General features: G+C 38.9%; 9 protein-coding genes and 1 tRNA gene. All 10 read right to left on the bottom strand.

Going from position 1 to position 19706, the window contains the following annotated elements; genetic code table 11:
- Positions 1 to 12: 12 nt before the first annotated feature.
- Positions 13 to 5310: an ATP-binding protein gene (locus ACT3SX_RS05420; protein ID WP_442069595.1), complete on the bottom strand. Its 5298-nt coding sequence runs from the start codon at positions 5308 to 5310 to the stop codon at positions 13 to 15.
- A complete protein-coding gene (locus ACT3SX_RS05415) occupies positions 5311 to 8844 on the bottom strand; it encodes an SIR2 family NAD-dependent protein deacylase (protein WP_442069596.1) in 3534 nt (1177 codons plus the stop codon).
- 328 nt (positions 8845 to 9172) lie between these two features.
- Positions 9173 to 10444, bottom strand: coding sequence for a tyrosine-type recombinase/integrase (locus tag ACT3SX_RS05410; protein ID WP_442069597.1), 1272 nt, complete (start codon positions 10442 to 10444; stop codon positions 9173 to 9175).
- A 170-nt stretch (positions 10445 to 10614) separates the two neighbouring features.
- A tRNA-Ile gene (locus ACT3SX_RS05405) sits at positions 10615 to 10691 on the bottom strand.
- Between the two features lie 90 nt (positions 10692 to 10781).
- Positions 10782 to 11591: a pteridine reductase gene (locus ACT3SX_RS05400; RefSeq protein WP_225739164.1), complete on the bottom strand. Its 810-nt coding sequence runs from the start codon at positions 11589 to 11591 to the stop codon at positions 10782 to 10784.
- 16 nt (positions 11592 to 11607) lie between these two features.
- Positions 11608 to 12795: a tRNA nucleotidyltransferase gene (locus tag ACT3SX_RS05395; protein ID WP_192519292.1), complete on the bottom strand. Its 1188-nt coding sequence runs from the start codon at positions 12793 to 12795 to the stop codon at positions 11608 to 11610.
- A gap of 163 nt (positions 12796 to 12958) precedes the next feature.
- Positions 12959 to 15280 (bottom strand): NADP-dependent malic enzyme, encoded by a 2322-nt coding sequence (locus ACT3SX_RS05390; RefSeq protein WP_192519293.1) that lies wholly within the window; start codon positions 15278 to 15280, stop codon positions 12959 to 12961.
- A gap of 348 nt (positions 15281 to 15628) precedes the next feature.
- On the bottom strand, positions 15629 to 17095 hold the full coding sequence (locus ACT3SX_RS05385) for a protein adenylyltransferase SelO (protein WP_192519294.1): 1467 nt from the start codon (positions 17093 to 17095) through the stop codon (positions 15629 to 15631).
- A gap of 172 nt (positions 17096 to 17267) precedes the next feature.
- Complete coding sequence (locus ACT3SX_RS05380; protein WP_413469393.1) at positions 17268 to 18446, bottom strand: acyl-CoA desaturase; 1179 nt, start codon at positions 18444 to 18446, stop codon at positions 17268 to 17270.
- A gap of 435 nt (positions 18447 to 18881) precedes the next feature.
- Complete coding sequence (locus tag ACT3SX_RS05375; RefSeq protein ID WP_192519296.1) at positions 18882 to 19613, bottom strand: glycerophosphodiester phosphodiesterase; 732 nt, start codon at positions 19611 to 19613, stop codon at positions 18882 to 18884.
- Positions 19614 to 19706: the final 93 nt, after the last annotated feature.

Below are 19706 nucleotides of genomic sequence, written 5' to 3'. Positions count from 1 at the left end.
TAGCTAGCTTATTCAATTAACCTTGATGCTTCTAAACAATTCGCTTTGTTGTAGTGAAGCACTTCGTCTATCACCTTGGTCAATCAGCCAGTCAATAATTCGTAAGAGCTTCTGACCAGTCTCTAAATCTAAAGGATTGTCCCTTTCTGCAAGGAATTGCACCAGTTCAGCTATACGAGAATACAATGTGCTACCTTGCCAGCCTACAAACTTAGGCTTAGATATGACGGTTAAGACTTGATCTGCGAAAACTTCAGCAGGATAGTCATTTTTGGCATGGTCGCATAATTGCACAAAGTTTTGCATTACAGCACCAACCCAACCAGCTTCACGAACCAATTTATTAATTATGGGCATTACCAAATGAATGTCAGTCCAGTTACCATTTGCGAATCGTTTAGCACTATCAAATTGAGTGATGCGAGTAAACATTAACGTCTCTAGTGCATTATTTTTGAATACATCAAACTCTCCAATGCGATAGCTATTTGTGTTCAACTCTTCGACCTGCAAGAATCTTTCCATACAGTGTTCAAGTATTCTTACAATATCTTCTGATGCAACGATCTCGTCATATAGATTGCAGCTGCAATAGCTGATTAAAGGTTCTATAAGTTGCCAACCTTCTTGAGATTTTAGGTTCAATATAGGCTTTACAAACCTATGATAAGTCACGTTGAATGGCAATACTCCACAGATTGTACCAATGATATTACATAGAGCATCTGAGAATTCATAAAGACTGCCATGGTTGCCTTTGTGATTAGACTGTTCAGACCATGAAGGCTCAATTAGCTCAATAGTCCAATTAATTAAATTCTCTATAAAACTTAGAAGTTCTTCTTTGAATTCTGACTGTAGTAATTCCTTAATAGGTAGCTGCTTTAAGATATGACTCAAAAAAGTAGTATCCCATTGTTCATCAGATCTTTCCCACTTTATAGCGTCAAAAGACTTATTTAAAGAATAGTTCAAAGAAGGTCTATATTTTTCCTGTTCCAACTCAACCCAAGGACTTCCACATTTTGGAAGTTCAATGAATTGTTTATCAGACTCATAATATTCAGCTAAAATAGATTCTATACTCCGTAACTCCACATTTATTTTAGCTGTATCATCTGAGTTACAATTACGATATTTCAAATGATTATGACTCATTGATATAGCTATGAATATAGCGGAGTAACTGAGTTTTCTATCAACTTCATATAATGAGAGACATTCGTTTAAAGCTGATATGGATATTTCATTTACTGGACTCGCAATAATGCATAATATTTGGATTTTTGAGTTATCATCAGCTGTATCAAATTTTATTTCAGAAGCTAGTGCTTTACTAGCAAATATCTTTGGATGAAATGTAAGTTTTGCTTCTGGGGTGCTGCACTCATATGAGTTAAATGGTAAATCTAATATTTTATTTATTACCTCGCGTGCCCATTCTAAATCTGTATCAGCTAGCGCTTCTCTAAAGGATAAGGCCATCGTTGCTACGGCGACAACAGCATTTTGTTTCATGCGTTTATGAGTAGATTCCTCGGTCCATCCTTCACAACCATCTTCAAAGAGCTCTAGCTCATCGTATTGTTTCATAAACTCTAGAGCAGATTGAATAGAATATCCTTCTACAATGGAGTCTTGTAAAAGAGATTTATGAGCCCAATAGGCTATATTATTAAAACTAAGAAAATCTACACTTTTCTTCTGTTCTTCTATGTTTTTGCTATTATTCAAAGAAGGGCTATGATGCGAAATAGTGACTATACTTTCGTTTTCAGTAGGCTGAACTATATAAGTAGCTTCATCTGCATATTCGGCATAAAATTTAGCTCGTTCTATTAATCTTTTAGTAACTACTGCATTATCCATCTGTTCTTCGAAATTGTATGGTAGAAAGTTTGCAAGTCCAATTAATCTTTTTTTGATCTCCTCACTAAATTTAGAAAAAACGAATGCATTTAGTAAATTTGACAAGCAAAATTTATAGCTTTTCCTGTCTGACGTTGAACCACGTATATCTTGAGTAAATCGATAGTAATCTAGATCAAGTATTTTTTGATTAGTCACCAAAGGAAGTATAGTTTTGCTAATATACTGTTGTTCGAGAGCGATTACAGATACAACACTTAGAATGGCTACTGATTCATGATCTTTGGTTATTTTTTGAATTAACTTGTTTAAATTCGTACCCGCTTCTAACTGTTCAAAACACCACTTTTCTAAGGTCATAAATGCTGATGACAATGTATCGTTTATCCAGTATGGACGTGACCAAATATATTCTTTCTCATTTCCCCAGAAGGTTTGAGAGCCCCAAGGAAAGTCTAATGTGACAGGAATTGGTGTGAGCTTTTCATCAGATAGCTCATGAAGCTGCCGCCAAGCCGTGTTAGCATGGTTTGATAGCGCTGTAATTAGTCTTAATCCAGAGTCGGGAGCATGTTTTAATAGTGAGTGGAATGGTTCTTTGATTGGAGAGGAAGGATAGAAGCCAATAAAGTCACTATTAATAGCAAGACTTTTCCAGTCACTGTCGCTAATAGCTTCAGTTGGAAATGGGCTTGAAAACATTACCCTACGTTGAAGTAGTTTTTTTTGCTTATCAGTAAGCTCTTCTTGTGGAATGTTATCTAATTCCAACCAATAATCTTGAGACCGTTTTTGCTCTTCACAATCACGTTTATATTTATCTAACGGTAATTCACACAATAATTTTTTTAAACAGAAATCTACAATTAGATCGGCATGTTTTTGGGCTATAAATCCAGATAATTGGATTATGTATTTAAAAATCTCATTAGGTATTTCATCTAGATCGAGTAGACTATTCAAATAGGTTTGAATGAAAGTTGGATAAGAACTGGCAGACACTATAATTAAATTACGTAGCGCATCTTTAAATCCTGTTATATCATTAACTAATTGCCAATTATGAGTACTAGGATGATCTTTTAGCCCTTCGATTTCAGATAGCCAACCTAAAGCTATTTGTAATATTTTGGATGAAAATTCAATAATAACCTGTGGAGGCTGTGTAGCGTTTTCAAAATTTATAGCTAGATTTTGAAAAACTGTAAAGATATCGATAACTCTTGGATATATGTTTTCTGGCAATGAAGGAATATCTTCTAATATAGAAGTAATAACTTTAAACCATAAGGTTAAGTCAGTCGGCCACGCAAGAGAGGTAGCAACTTTTATATCTTTAGAAGTAGCAAGTATCAACGGGTTTGGCTGTGTCTTTTCTGCTTGAAACCAAACCAATAACTTCTCATAGAGAGCATAGTCGTTTTCAACTAGTTTGCCTCTAAATTGATTATTGTATTGCGCTATATTTGGATAGCTGATAGCACCTAATAGCCATGCTCGCAACCATTGTGAACGAAGTGTTTTAAACTTTGGGTTTTCTATTGCTATAGACCACTCTTCGTCCTGGAGCTTCTGCTGAGCCAGTAACTCTACAACTCTAGCAATAGCTGGAGGTTGACCGAACGCTTCAATTCTATCGAGCCATTCATTATCAGCTTCAAGTAAATTGTACAATAATGACCATTCAAAAAAGATATCATGAGCAAAATCTACTGTAGGTTTTTTACTATCGACTCTAATCACACCGTCGCTGTTTAGTTCATCTAATTCCGAATTGCTATTAAGCGATCTTCTTTTTACGGGCTTACTAAGATTTTTTACCTTATGCTCAGCTAATTCTAGTAAAGCGTTCTGTCTATCTATAACTTTTTGGCTCGTCGCACTATATCCGCCACGTTTCCACCATTCATGTATCAAATCCAGTTCAGATTCTGGAGATGTATCATCTGATAGACTTAGCGTAGACAGGATTTTTGCAAAAAATGGAGTTCTAGTAACATGTCTTACATTTTCAGAAGAGTTAAATAGTAAGCTTCTTAAATTTGGAAACTGTGTTGAGAGAATATTGGCTTCATTATCATCTAGTTTATTAACAATGACGTTGCCAATTGAAGCCTGCTTAAGAACAGACCCAAGCCATGTTCTTAGCGGCTCTAGCCCTGTCTCACGTAAGGTGACCACTATTTTCCACTCTATTAATAGTGGGTCATTTAAAATCAAACTTATTAACTCTTCGATAATTGGTCTATGCTGACTATCAACACGGTCAATACCATCAATAAACAAAATAGGCGTGCCTGCTGATTGAATTTCAAATAATAGATATTTTAAATTATGAGTTGAAGGTATCCCAGAGCTTTGAGCGTATTGAACCCAGTTTTTACCGACCAGTTGATCAGACTTCAAGAACAACACGAACGAGCTCTCTAAATAGCTTTCAATTTCTGTACGTAGCAGAGCCGACTTGCCAGTACCCGGCATACCAGTTATTTGAATAAAGCGTTTTGCTTTAAGCTCTTCAGTAAATTTTAGTTTTAAACCAGTCCTATCTAAACTATACCCATCAATATCGCTTTGAATTTGATGCAAGTAAGTATTCGTAATCTCTTTTATCTTTGCAATCTGCTCTTCAAAAGTTCTACCTTCTTTGAGTTTAACCACCTTACTTAACTCGTGGACCAACCGAACCCTATCAAACTGTCCTGCTTTCCCTGCAGACTCTCTTCCTAACTCGTAAACATGAGACCAGACCAATACGGGCGATACAATACTATTGGCAGGTAACTGTGATTGAATCTGCTGTTCTGCTATATGTGCATCAACTTCACCATCATGTAAAAAGTCAAACCAAACAATAATAAAATGTTTTAGAAAGTCATGTTTTTGAGTAGGTGTTAACGGGGTAGCAGAGAACTCATTCAATAACTGATATACCACATCTCTAATAGCTTTAATATTTGCACTGGCGTTTCCTTCATTGCTAAACCGTTGCTCAAAGTGTTCAATATCGCCACTTTCAGCAGCTATATGACAAAGAAACCCTAAATCACGAAATTTAGCAGAGGATATCTCATTAACCGCCACTCCGTACTTATCTATATCATCATTAAAACTAGCATCTTGGTAGCTAGCAAGGCTGTCACGAATAATATCTCTAAAGTTTTTATTGCTTTCAGCAGAGCTAATCGTGAGGTCACGTTTGACCTGTAAGCTAGTGGTTCCAATTCGATCTGATGCATCTTTCCACTTTATAATAACGTCATCTAAAGGATAGCCGAAGTCTCTTTGCTGGCTAGCTACATTGACTACTGTACCATCACAGCCAGGTGCACTCGCTTCAGCTAATAATGCGGTTAAATAGAAGGCCACGACATGACCTTCGTAGGTAAAGCCATCACCACCTGCTAACTCAGGAGACTGTGAAGTATTTCTATTTTTCATTTATGCGAATCTTACTTCTGGTAGAGGGTCTGTTTTGGCTTCTTCAATGATTCTTTTCAATTCACTATCTGAATAATTTTTTAGTAGATTTCGAGCAAGTTTAATACTTTCAGTTCTAACTGAAGTAACATTAATCGCTAAATGGCTGGCTGGATTTACATTTTCGTAGGCACTACCATCAAAAATTATTGGAATGACTTCAATTAGTGTTGAAATATTTTCGTTACTTAAATATGCTAGAGAGTAGAGCTCATTAGCTATATATATCAATGAGGTAAGTCCACTAGTGCGATTCAAATTTATTGAATAAATTAACTTTGAAATTAATGGCTTCAATGCATCGTTAAAGTCTAATTTACACCAGTTCAGTAAAGCAGTTGCTGATGATACAACTTTTCTTGTGTCTTTTTTATAGAAACCTTCACGTATATCTTTCATAAGAGTATCAAAAGCTATATCAAATTTCTTAGAGAAAAATATGAATGAAGACAATACCTCAAAGGTCTCCGTCTTCTCGTAAAAATCAAGTAACTTATTTAAGTTAGCTTCATTTAAATTGGATTTTCCTAAATAAGGTGTTATAGCATGGTTCAAAGTGTATGCAATTTCTTTGGCCAAACGTTCTTCCGTATTATCTATAAAAAACTCAGGAACATCAGTGTCTTCTGCAGTGAACCGCCATGCAGTTAAAGTATTGAATATCTTGTTAGACTGTTTCTTCGTAGGCAGTTCTCTGTGTTTTTCATTCAAAACAAGATTTTTAATCGCTATAAGCGTATGGATATTAATTAAATCATTACTTTTAAAAAGATGTTTTCTAACAACTAAAGCCAACGCTTGACTATCATCGCCAGACAGTCCTAACAAAGCATGGTCTAAAATACCTAGTTTAGGAATGAAATTGTAGTTGGCTGGATTTCCCCATATTTTCCATTTTATAGATTCTAACTCGTTAGCATTCAAATAGTTATTTTCAATTAAAGGAAATAGCTTTATTAAAGCATGGACGCTGTCCTCATTGTTCGGAGAAATATGGTTTATGATTTCATCTAAACGTGAACTGATTTTAAGACTATCATTTCTTACGGGAGGTAATTTTACAACAGGGTTTGGCCATCTCTGACCAAAATCATTATCAATATTCACTTCGGTAGCTAAAGGAAATATGAGGGCATCTTCAAATATCTCTGATTTTCGATTATCTGATATAGCTAGTAAGCTGTATTCTATGAGATGACTATAAGGTTTGGACAGCCAGAAATGCTTTATTCCATCTATGATTGCAATACTGCAACCCCATTTAAACACTTCTATAGCCTTGTCTGGCTTCGCCCGTATAACGAACCTAGCTAAAGCCTCCATAAAAACTTGTAATCTACTAAAATAATAATGTACAGACTTATTGCTAGTTTGAATAATTTTTTCTAGCCAATAAATACAACCTTTATACGTCTGATCTAATAGATACTCTAAATCCTCCTCTGTTAGCTTTGCAATATTAATTCTTGATAGAGTTGTTTTAAGTATATCTGTAGTATCTGAGGTTGATGCTCGTATAGCATATATGAAACGATTTTTATTTTCTAAACTCTCCAGCTTAGCTAAATTCTCTACTATATCTTTAACGAAATTGACATCTCTCCATCTAATAGGAACTCCGACAGTGTTAGTTAACCCCTCTACAAGTAATAAAGGGTGTAACTCATTACTGAATGAAAGAGATTTAGAATGGTCTGTATAGCTTCCAGGGTCAAAAGAAGGCTCTATACTATTATTCTTAGCTTGTTTATCCAATGCTTCTGATAATCTCTTCCTGATATGTTCAAGATAAGTCCAAGGATTTGAATCCATATAGTCAAAATCATTGGGCTTAACTTCTAAATCATTACGGTTAAAGAAATCAGCTCCTTGAAGAAGAAAACTAACCCAAGCTAAACGTGATAAAACGTAAACTGAGGTTGGATCATTTCTAGATTGTAGTTTAAGATTTTTAAAAGCATCCTTTAAAAGCAACTCACCTTCATCAAACCTTCCCAACTCGGCTAGAAGTGATGCTTTTTTCATGTTCCATGATGGGTCTATGGCTTCAATATCTTCAACTAATTCTTCTAAACCAGAGTAATCGAAGCTTTCTCTAGCTAAAATAGCTTTATGATAGTTTATTTCGTTTTTTACTTCTGAAGAAGTCAGTTTAACTGTGTCTAAAATATGAGCTACTCTTGAGTTAATATTTTTATAATCGTTATCATCAAACCAGCGTGTACTTCTAAAAAGCCATAATGCTATTTCAATCTGCTGTTTGCTAGTTAGTCCACTAAGTTGAGAAGGATCACAAATTTCTAGAAGTTCTTCAGCTAAATGAATAGCATCCACACTAAAAGTAATGGTGTTACGCCATACGATTTCGTAAAGCATCCTTGATCGCAAATCAGGTTTCATTTCAGCTAAGTTTTTAGAGTTTGGAAAAGGATCGGTAATTTGATTTTGTAAGCTCCACCGTATATTAGATGGGCATACCAACCATACTGGATAAGACTCCCTATCTTTAACAAGTTGATCTAACTGAGTCTCAAGTAAAGCTGCTGCGTAGCTATGCTCCTTATGTACTTTACCTATTTCGTTTTCTGGGATAGTTTTACGAGTAATCGAAGTTGGTTCCCAATCCCAGCTATCTTTAGGCTTAAGTATCTGAAGAGCATTGAGAAACATTTTTGTTGCTTCACGATGTCTTTGATCATGGTTATCCAAGTGTTTAACTAGACTTGATAAATCAATAGGTGCTACATTGATTGACTCTAAATATTTGCGTTTAGCTGGACTTAAATCTAACGCTCCTACCAAGTATATTCGACGAGCATGACTTGCTAAATGATCTCTTACCCATCCAACCCATTGTAAGAAATTAGGATCATCACCTGAAAATCCTAATAAGCAAAACTCGTTTTCGATAAATATTTGACGGGCTAAATTTACAAATGCCGCATGAGTCTTGGGATACTGGCGATAATCTTCTTGAGTAAATATTAGATTATGAGATATTTGTACTGTTCCATGTAATTTTACGATTCTAGGAGAGCGAGAAGAGGATAGATCTTCAGGTTTGTTAACGATACTATAGATAGGTTTATAAATATCAGATGCTGCGCGTTCTAACAGCGTGTCCCAATTAGTTGTAAGCACTTCTGTCCAAGGTAGCTTTAACAGTGAGCCATACAAGTCGCTTGGTATCCATGCAGGGTCATTAACAGTTTGTTCGATTAAATCCCTCAAAGCTTGTTTACCGAAATAAGAACTATATTCTTCAGCGATTTGTAGCGGGTCGCCCCATGGATCGGATCCTAAATCTTCTGATAGTATTTTTAGAAGATCATTCCACAAAGGTAACTTACTATTTATATCACCACTACTAGCAGCGCTTCTACTAAAGCCAGAGCCTACCATTATAGCAGCGCCTTGATATGAAGTTTCATTTCGCCAAAGAGCTTCGGCGAGCTTTTTTAGTAATGGATAGTCGGGTAAGCTTTCAATACTCATAATGGCTACTCGTAAATAGTTAAATATTTATCATTATATTTAGTCAAACACAGCGTACCCGAAACTGAACGTAAAGCACGATCAAACAATGACTGCTCTCACAGCTATGACAGTCCAATTTATCATACTAAGAAGTATACTGCTTATAAAATAGAGTAGTAGTAAAACCCATCACAGAGAAGCGCTAATTGCGTTGGTTAAACTCTTGCAAACAATCATAGAGCTATTACAAATGAATATAGGTAGTGTAACTGGTCGCCATCACGGCTCGTTCTTACTAAATTAGTTGACGATATTTTTAGAGTACTCTTCTTGAAATGTTAGTAGGTTAGTAATATTTACTGATGATTTCATCTTGTGTCATGCCAGCATGCTGACAATAGAAAGACTCTATTGAATTTGAAGCGTCTCTTAGTTGCCGCTGTGACACTTGGATATATTGTAGGGTAACATCATCGGTTGATTTAGCTTCACGGTGATTGAGCAAGCGTTTAAGGACTGGATAGCTGATGCTTGAGTTATTAGCTACCGTTCCAAAAGTGCGGCGCAAATCATGTGGTGTAATATAGAAGTTTGTTTGATTACTTATGGCCTTATAACTACGGCTTAAATCTTTTATATGGTCATCGCTAGCTTTCAAGTTGCTCGGGAATACCCATTGCTTGCCAGCGCTTAATCTGAATCTTTCTTCAAGCAGAGCTTGTAAGATATCACTAGTAGGCATATGATAATTAGAACCATTTTTTGTAGCTTTGAATACTATCCTGCCAGCTATAAGGTCGACGTCAGACCACTTTAAGGGCTGCGCTTCATTTAAACGCACACCAGTGAACATAAAAAGTAGCATGATATCTCGTGCATTATTGCTATGGGGCGCTTGCAGGTGTGAGCTTCTATCAACATAATTTAAAAGTGTTTTGAGATACATACCTAAATATTCTTCTTCAACATGTTTAGTACGCGGCTTAATTATATTCCAATCTTTCTTGGCGTTAAGTATGCGTACTGGTTGCTCTTTAATTAAAAAGTCTTCGTTATCATCTAAAAAGCTATCACGACAATAATTCCAAACTGACCTTAGAGCTCTCATAGTTGCGTTAGCCTGAGCTTTACTATGCTTGCTTATCTCTTTATGCTTATCACTTATCATTGACTTAGATATATCATTTAAAGATATATCTAGCCAATCATCTAGCTTGTTTAGTATTTGACCATCATAAGTGTCAATAGTACCTTTAGCTAAGCTAGTCTTTGCTGATTTAAAGTAGGTATATGCATCTCTCAGTGTTGGTACATTATTGGTCTTATCTTTCGGCTCTTCCAAGACCTCATGAAGCCCGTCATAAACATGCAGACCTTTTTTTATATTAGCCATCATTATGCTGGCTTTTTCACGTGCTTCGGTTAGCGTAATCAAGTGCGTTTCTTCCACTTCATCTCTATATAGCTTTCCGTTAATACGCTTATGTAATGTATAACGTTTGGATTGTTTGCCCACACGTAGCGCAAAACCAGTTAACACATCGTCCATATAGATTTCAGTACCTTTAGCGGTATAGTCTACTGAATCTATAAATTTTTTGGTAAGTTTAACCTTCATATATCACCCATGCAGCAGTATATAACCATAGTGTTAGTAGTATCATACTTTAATTACTATAAGGGTCAAAGTATCAAGATAGTATCAAAAAACCAACTAAGTCCATGCGTTCGCATAAATTTTAGACAATAAAAAACCCTTACAAGTCAATGACTGTAAGGGTTTGAATATGGTGGGCCCAGTAGGACTTGAACCTACGACCAAAGGATTATGAGTCCTCTGCTCTAACCAACTGAGCTATGGGCCCTAACGTTAGACGGATAATGATACCTGATTTTTTGAATTTTTCAAGTAAAAAATAAGCAGTAATCAAGATATTTTTTATTAAGCGCTATTTTTATGAGATATGACCACCAGCCAAGGTTAGGCTGCGACCACCATCCACAGTGATAATCTCTCCAGTGACATAATGTGCCTGCGCAAGATACAGCACACTATGGGCAATTTCGTCAGGTCGGCCGATGCGCTGCATAGGGATTGAGTTGATAATATCTCGCTGTTGGCTAATATCTAATGCTTGGTCGCTATTAGCAGCAGGTAAGACATTAACCCCAGGCGCGACACCATTGACTCGTATGTCTGGTGCCATTTCTAATGCCAGCGACTGTACCATCATACGGTGAGCAGATTTTGCCATATTATAGACAGTATAATGGCTAAACGGTCTATCATGGGCGTGGATATCTAATAAACTGATAATACAGCCTCTTTGCTTTTTGAGATAAGGTAATAATGCTTGGCTTAAAAACAAAGGTGCCTTAGCATTGGTTAATAACAATTCATCCCACTGTGCGTGATCGATACTGCCGAGGGGGCTAGGGTAAAACCGCGAGGCATTATGTACTAATGTGTCTAATTGGCCAAAGGTCTCTATAATATCTTTAACGAACACATGTAACGCAGCGCTATCGTTGACGACGGTCAAGTCAGCAACAACAACGGCTGCACTATTGGCACGAATATAATTTAACTCGGTGGCTAATTCTTTTGCTTGTTGCTCGCTATGATGACAGTGAATGATGACTCGGTAGCCCTGATGATGTGCGGCTCTCACGATGGCTGCACCAATACGCTTAGCACTGCCCGTTACCAACATAACTGGAGAGTGATGATTGGCTAATGGCATGGCATGGGGTGCTTGGTTCATAGTCATTGTATGCTTTTTAACCTTGGTGTTGCGCTTGTAAGTGCTCAGCTCTAGCTTGCCTTAGTGCCTCACCAATAGCTGGGCCTTTGAGGTCTGGTGCTATATCTGTCATGCCAATGTCGTGAAAGCTATTTAGTGCTATCATCATTTGACGGTGTTGTATTGCCAGTTGTAATACCTGATTACACACGAGTAGTTGTGAGAGTTTATTAGGCTCTTTATGCGCGCCGCAATTTTGTAAGAGATCAATTTTTTCAATAGCAGTCAGAGTGTTTATTTTGCTAAGGTTTTCGGCTTGCTGCACGAATAAACTGGCAAACTGAGTTTGTATTTTTGGTACCTTGGCGATACTGCCTATATCGTTAATGCCTTTTATATTAGCTGTTTTATTAGCATGTGCATCTGTGCGCACTAAAATAAATAGAGATGAGTTGAGGCTAGTCATTAATAAGGCCCAACGTTGTGATAAGTTGAGCTGCATTTGACCTGCGAAATACAGCGCAGTTTGTACAGTTTCTCTTATCTGAATATTGGCCCAAGCTTGATGCAACGGCGTAAAATACTCTGTTAGCGCACCGATTTCGTATAGTTGTTGCCAATAGACCTGAGGCGATAGCTGCATGGTTGCGCGGCTCGATTCTTGCCAAATACGTTCGCTACTTAAATGGCTAAGCTCTCCAGAGGCAGCTAACTCACGCATTAAGCTCAAGGTTTCATCGGCGATGGTAAACCCTAAGTCATAATAACGGCTATAGAAACGAGCTGTTCTAAGTACTCGTAGTGGGTCTTCGCTAAAAGCACTGGATACATGGCGCAAAGTTTTATTTTTTATATCAGCCAATCCACCATAGTAGTCGATAACTTCACCATCTATAGGGGTGTCATCATTCAGACTGGTAACCTCTATTGCCATGGCATTGATGGTCAAGTCGCGACGTTGCAGGTCCTCTTTTAAGCTCACATCGGGGCTGGCATGAACGCTAAATCCTTTATAGCCAGAGCCTTGCTTGCGTTCCGTACGTGCCAGTGCGTATTCTTCATGGCTACTTGGATGTAAAAACACTGGAAAGTCTGCGCCCACTTGCAGAAATCCTGCATCAAGCATTTCGCTGACCGTTGCACCAACGACGACAAAGTCTTTATCTTTGATAGGGCGACCTAATAGTCGATCACGTACCGCACCACCCACTAGGTAAATTTGCATAATATCCTCTTTTATTGAGTAAGCTTGGGTACTCAATTTTTACTGATAAAAAAACCAGTCCATGCCTTTTAAGAGCATTGACTGGTTTTTAGTATAGCAGACGGTTTCTATAAATAAGCAATAGTGACCGTCTTCATCATACGTGTATACTGCCTATGGAGTATTACTGATTTTCACTTTCTAAATCTTGAGCTTCAGTAACGGCCAGCGCAGTCATATTAACGATACCACGTGCAGTTGCTGATGGCGTTAGAATATGTACTGGCTTATTAGAGCCTAACAAAATAGGTCCGATAGAGGCACTACCAGTGGCTGTTTTGAGTAGGTTAAAGGCAATATTTGATGCGTCAAGCGTTGGCAAGATAAGCAGGTTTGCAGCACCTTTTAATGGACTTGATGGCATATGGTTCAGACGAATATGCTCATTTAGCGCGGCGTCACCTTGCATCTCACCATCAAACTCAAAATCTACATTCATATCGGTTAGTAGTTGATAGACCTGACGCATTTTGGCAGCACTGGTACGATCTGAAGCACCAAAGTTAGAATGAGAAACTAGCGCGACACGTGGAGTAATACCGAAGCGACGCAATTGTTCAGCTGCCAAGAGAGTCATTTCAGCTAATTGCTCAGCGGTTGGGTCTTCGTGGATATAAGTGTCTGCGATGAAGATATTACGATCTTGCATGAGTACCGCATTCATAGCATAGAAGTCGTTCATGCCTTCTTTTTTACCAATGACACTTTCAACATATCTCAAGTGCAACTGATAATGGCCAAACGTACCACATACCATAGCATCTGCCGCACCATTATTGACCAACAACGAGCCAATCAATGTGGTCTTACGACGAACATCACGGCGTGCAAGCTCAATACTAACACCGCGACGCTTATTCTGTTCGTAGTAGCCTTGCCAGTAGTCTTTATAGCGAGAATCATCATCGATATTGACGATAGTAATGTTCTCGCCATCTTTTAGACGCAAGCCCAGTTTCTCAATATTGGCGGCAATGACTGAAGGACGACCAACCAAGATAGGCTTCGCTAGCTGCTCATCAACAACCACTTGTACAGCAAGCAAGATATTATTGTCTTCACCTTCACAGTAAACAATACGTTTTGGTGCAGACTTGGCACGAGCAAAGATAGGCTTCATGACGAACGCAGAGTTATAGACAAACTCAGACAGACGCTGACGATAGGCTTGCATGTCAGCGATAGGTAGAGTGGCAACACCTGAATCCATCGCCGCTTGAGCAACGGCAGAAGCAATCTCGATGATTAGGTTTGGCTCTAGAGGTCCTGGAATCAGGTAATCACGACCGAAGCTTTGCATTTTATCGATGTTTCTAACACTGGCAGTTGGTGTTGCTTCGACGTGTGCCATGGCAGCGATCGCTTTTACACAAGCCACTTTCATTTCTTCATTAACGGTTGTTGCACCAACATCTAATGCGCCACGGAAGATATAAGGGAAGCATAATGCATTGTTTACTTGGTTTGGATAGTCTGAGCGACCTGTTGCCATGATAACATCTGGGCGTACAGCATGTGCCAACTCTGGCATGATTTCAGGCGTTGGGTTGGCCAGTGCAAAAACGATAGGGTCTTTTGCCATACGGCGAACCATGTCTTCAGATAACGTACCAGGCATAGATAAGCCCAAGAACATATCGACATCGTCCATGACTTCTTCGATCGTGGTTGCAGTCGTCTCACGTGCATAGCGCTGTTTGGTTTCATCAAGATTTTCACGAACGGTAGTGATGATACCGCGTGAATCTGAAACAAAGATATTGTTTTTATTTACGCCAAGTGCGCAAATGATATCCAAACAAGAAATTGCTGCGGCACCAGCACCTGAACAAACCACTTTGATTTCTTCGATTTTTTTGCCAGTAATCAATAACGCGTTGAGCATCGCCGCTGCAACAATGATTGACGTACCATGTTGGTCATCATGAAATACTGGAATGTTCATACGTTTACGTAGTTCACGCTCGATTTTGAAACATTCTGGTGCTTTGATGTCTTCTAGGTTGATACCACCAAAAGTAGGTTCAAGAGAGGCAACCGCTTCAATAAATTTGTCTGGGTCGTTTTGTGCAATCTCAATATCAAAAACGTCAATACCTGCGAATTTTTTGAATAAAACCCCTTTACCTTCCATGACAGGTTTTGATGCCAATGGACCGATATTACCTAAGCCAAGTACCGCAGTACCGTTGGTAATGACACCAACCAAGTTGCTACGAGCTGTATATTTTGCTGCTAGCGTTGGGTCTTTTTCAATTTCAAGACAAGGAACTGCCACACCTGGTGAGTAAGCCAGCGCTAAATCACGTTGGTTAGCCAACTGTTTAATAGGGGTGACTGAGATCTTACCTGGACGTGGAAATTCATGGTAATGTAAGGCAGCTTGTTCAAACTGCTCTTTTTCCGAACTAAGGTTATCCGTATTCAAATTGGTATCGTCATTCATAATAATTGCCATGGTTGGAATAAATTGGAATAAAGTAAATGGAGATAAAAAACAGTTCGCCCTTAAAAAATTAAAGAATGACAATAATTTAAAGGGTCATTGGTACTAAAGAATTGATGGTCACAGAGATAGTAATCAGTGATTAAATACTGGCATCAAAAACGCAATCTAACAAAAACTGTTATTCTACCACTATTGGCAATTCACGCCTAGTCAATAGCGATGAATTGCTTGAATAATACAATAAAATGATATTCATTATTTATCTTGTTGATAATGCCAAAAAACAAGGCTAAATACCAACCGTAATTCCATAATGTTTCAAAATATTACAGAGTAGTAGGATTATTAAGATGAACAGCTAATAGGTTGCTGAGGTGTGTTGGGGTTGGGTGGCGTTATATCCAGATCAGTAGCGGTGTCTTGCACACAATAGGGGTTGGCTAGCAATTCAAAAACTCGGCTAACTTCTTTAAGCTGACCTTGCTCTGCTGCTGTGATAGCACGCTGTGCCATACTATTACGTAATATATAAACAGGGTTATGGGTTTGCATATCTTGGATAGCTTGATCGATCGGTAGCTGTTGTAGTTGAGCTATATAACGTGTCGACCAATCTTGCCATACCAGTTGTGCATCAGTGCTCAACTCATTGGTTATAGTGAGTAGTAGTTTTTGCTCGTAGGGATGAACAGTTGGTGAGACCAAACCGAGTAGGGCGCGGAAGCTATTGGTGTAATCGAGCAAGTTGTTTTCTAGTAATGTCAACCACTCAAAAGCCAGTGTCAGACTCTGAGAATCATGAGGTAAGCCAAGTTTACGGCATAAGCCTTGCTGATAATGCTGCATAAAGCTCGCTTCATAAGGTAACAAGCACTCTGCCAGCGTGTCACGCGTGACGCCTTCTAAACGCATAAAGTGTGGTAACCAAACATTGAGATTCCAGTGACCGATAGCAGGCTGGTTTTGATAAGAGTATCGACCTGTGTGGTCGGAATGGTTGTTGATCCAAGCTGGGTTAAAACGTTCCATAAAACCAAAAGGTCCAAAATCTAAGGTGCTGCCAGTGATAGATAGATTATCTGTATTCATGACACCATGGGCAAATCCTATCAGCTGCCAATCAGCGATCATTCGTGCGGTACGCTCAACGACTGCCGTCAAAAACGCTGCCACAGGTTGTTCACTATCGCGACATTCTGGATAGTAAGTATCAATCATATAATCGGTAAATTCACTAAGTAAATCAGGTGCAAAGCTAGCAATCCACTCCACATGACCAAGGCGAATATGGCTATCAGCCACACGCATCAGTGCAGCACCTGTTTCGATACGCTCACGGCGTACCTGGGTATCTGATACAACGAACCCCAACGCGTTAGATGAAGGAATACCAAGCTGAGTAAGTGCGTGACCGCATAGATACTCGCGAATGGTGCTGCGTAACACAGCGCGTCCATCACCCATCCGTGAATAAGGCGTTAGGCCAATACCTTTAAGGTGCAGGTCTTGTGAGTGGTTGTTGTTATCGAGTACCTGCGCCATTAATAAGCCACGTCCATCACCCAACTGTCCAGCCCATTGTCCGAACTGGTGACCGGCATAAGCCATAGCCAGTGGTTTAAAGTCAGCTGGCACGTATTGACCACCCAATACCTCAACCCAGCGTGTCATCAGATCTTTATCTTCTGTCCAGCCCAACTGCTCTGCAACTTGGGTGTTGAAATGACCAGCACGTGGGTTGTCTAATGGCGTGGGTGGTTGCTCATGATAGAGGCGTGTGTCTAGTTTGACATAGGTATTTTGATAACGCATACAAGCCGTTCCTATTAAAACATCAAAATGATGGGACCACTATAACATAGCCACCACAAGACAGCGTTTAGCTTTATCTATCTTGCTGTCTATTTATTATATTCAATAAAAAACCCTCCATCCATGACGGATAGAGGGAAGGAGAAGCTTTACAATAATGAGAAGTCAGCGACTAAGCGGTTGTTTTGTTTGTTCCAATCGCACGAAATGCTGTTTTTAGATTGCTGTTATGCTCAAGTATTTTTTGCTCAACTTTGGCGTAATCGTGCTTTAGCTTATCATCAACTTCATGTAAACGATCAGCAAACTCTGTTTTCTTCAGTTCAATAGTTTTGGTTTTTAGCGCTTGCCATTCTTCTACTGTTTTCGTAAAAGCCTCATATTCAAACTTGATGCGATCTTGAAAATTCTTCATTGCATGAGGAATATCAATACCGCTTGCTGTCGCTGTATCAATCTGCTGTTGAGCGGTTTTAAACTGCATTTGCACTTCAGCATGCTTGATAGTAGTGTCATCTACAGTACGTAGCTCACTGGTTAAACCAATTTTAGATAAGCCTGCAATCAACCATTTGGTAGGGTCATATTGCCACCATTTAACACCATTACGATAGTCGTATTGGAAGAAGTGATGATAGTTATGATAACCCTCACCCCATGTGAAGATAGCTAAGAAAAAGTTATCACGGGCAGTATTGGTATCGGTATAAGGACGTGTACCAAACATGTGGCATAACGAGTTGATGAAGAAGGTAAAGTGATGGGTTAGTACTAAGCGCAGCAAACCAGCAATCAGTAAAGTACCCCAAACATCACCTAATAACCAACCAATACCAGCGACCATACCGACGTTTAAGGCAACTACCCATAAGCCATAGTATTTATGCTGAATTTGTAACGTTTTATCTCTGGTCAAATCAGGAATATTTTTGTAATCAAACTTACCACTAGGATAATTGCGCAGCATCCAACCAATATGGCTAAACCAAAAACCACGTTTTGCTGAATATGGGTCATCTAAACGATCATCTACATGACGATGATGGCTACGGTGACCAGAAACCCAGTCAAACGCTGAGCCTTGTACGGCTAGGGTTGAGCCAAGCAATAAGAAGTTTTTGACAATCGGATGCGCTTTATATGCACGATGTGACAGTAGACGATGGTAACCAGCAGTAATACTAATACCTGTCCATACCATAAAGGCACCAAATACACCCCAAACCGGCGCGCTAACTTGATGAGTCAATAAATACCACGGTGTGATAACGGCAGCAGCAATTGGCGTGGCTACTAATATAGCCGCAGGGATCCAATTGATCGGCGCTTTGGTAAACTCAAACTCCCGTATATCGATCTCACCTTTTTCAGAGGTATCAATTTTTACGGTCTTATCAGCATAGTTGCGTTTAGCAACTGGCAGATTATCGATCGAATTACTTGTATCAAAACGTGTCTTAAAACGTGAGGCTTGAGTGCTGGCTGCTTTTACAAGCGTATCACCAGATTTGATAGCGAAACGTAAGCCTTTCAGCGGTAAGCCAAGTGCTTTTTTTGCGATCATATAATATCCCTAACGGTATTCATTTAAGTCTCTATAATACCCTAAAATTTTCATAAAGTGAACACTCATGCACTATAAAAATATTGCTAAATAACAACAACTTGTATTGATTATGGGATGTATTGACGTAAATAACCTGTGATTTATCAGGCATTAAGGATAAGTGTAAGCACTATATCAAAATATATGAATTTTTTGAGGTAGCTGAAATGAAAAATAGATTTACGAATTTAGTAATAAATGGCTTGGGAAATCGGTAATGATTACATCGGTGTGCCATTGAACCAGTTGTGCAATCGTATCGGTGTTATTGACGGTCCAAGCACTGACTGGTAAACCGTAGCGGTGGCTATGCTCAATAACGGCTTGGTTGATAAGAGGATGGTATATACCCAATTGACCACAGCCAAGCTGTAGTGCTGTATTGGTCGCAGCGATCAAGGCTTTAGGTGTGTCAATCAACAAACCACGCGGAATGTGCATAAGTGGCTTGCTGCGTTGCAACCGCGCATGTAATTCCATATCAAAACTAGTTAACGCAATAGGTAAGTTGGCAAGAGGGCTGTAGATTAAATGCTGGATCAGTGCTTTCATTAGTTTGGCGTAGTTGGTACGGCTATGCGTCTTAATTTCGAGTTCAATATGAGTAAAACCATTTAGCAAAGGGGCCATACGGGTCAAAGAGATGATTTGATGTTCAAGCTGTCGGTATCGTCTAATCTCTGCAAGACTCAACTGGTCAATACGTGATTGTTGACGACACATGCGTGCTAAATCATCATCATGGAATACAACTAAGTGGCCATCAGCACTAAGCTGTACGTCAAACTCAATGCCTGTTAAACCATGAGCATTGAGACGGTGAGCATGCTCAAATCCTATCAATGTGTTTTCTAATACCTCACCACGGGCACCACGATGACCAAGTAATCGTGTGTTTTTAAAATTTATCATTGTTATCATTTCGGCTATTTGTATGAGTAATCATATAGCGTCATATGAGTAGCGTCTAATAAAATTTGTTAAATAGAATAGAGTGTTGATATG

The organism is Psychrobacter sp. AOP31-B2-9, from assembly GCF_052378005.1.
In the GTDB taxonomy this organism is placed as follows: Bacteria; Pseudomonadota; Gammaproteobacteria; order Pseudomonadales; family Moraxellaceae; genus Psychrobacter.
The sequence above is the reverse complement of the archived record's forward strand: the minus strand, read 5'-3'. Positions and strand labels throughout refer to the sequence as shown.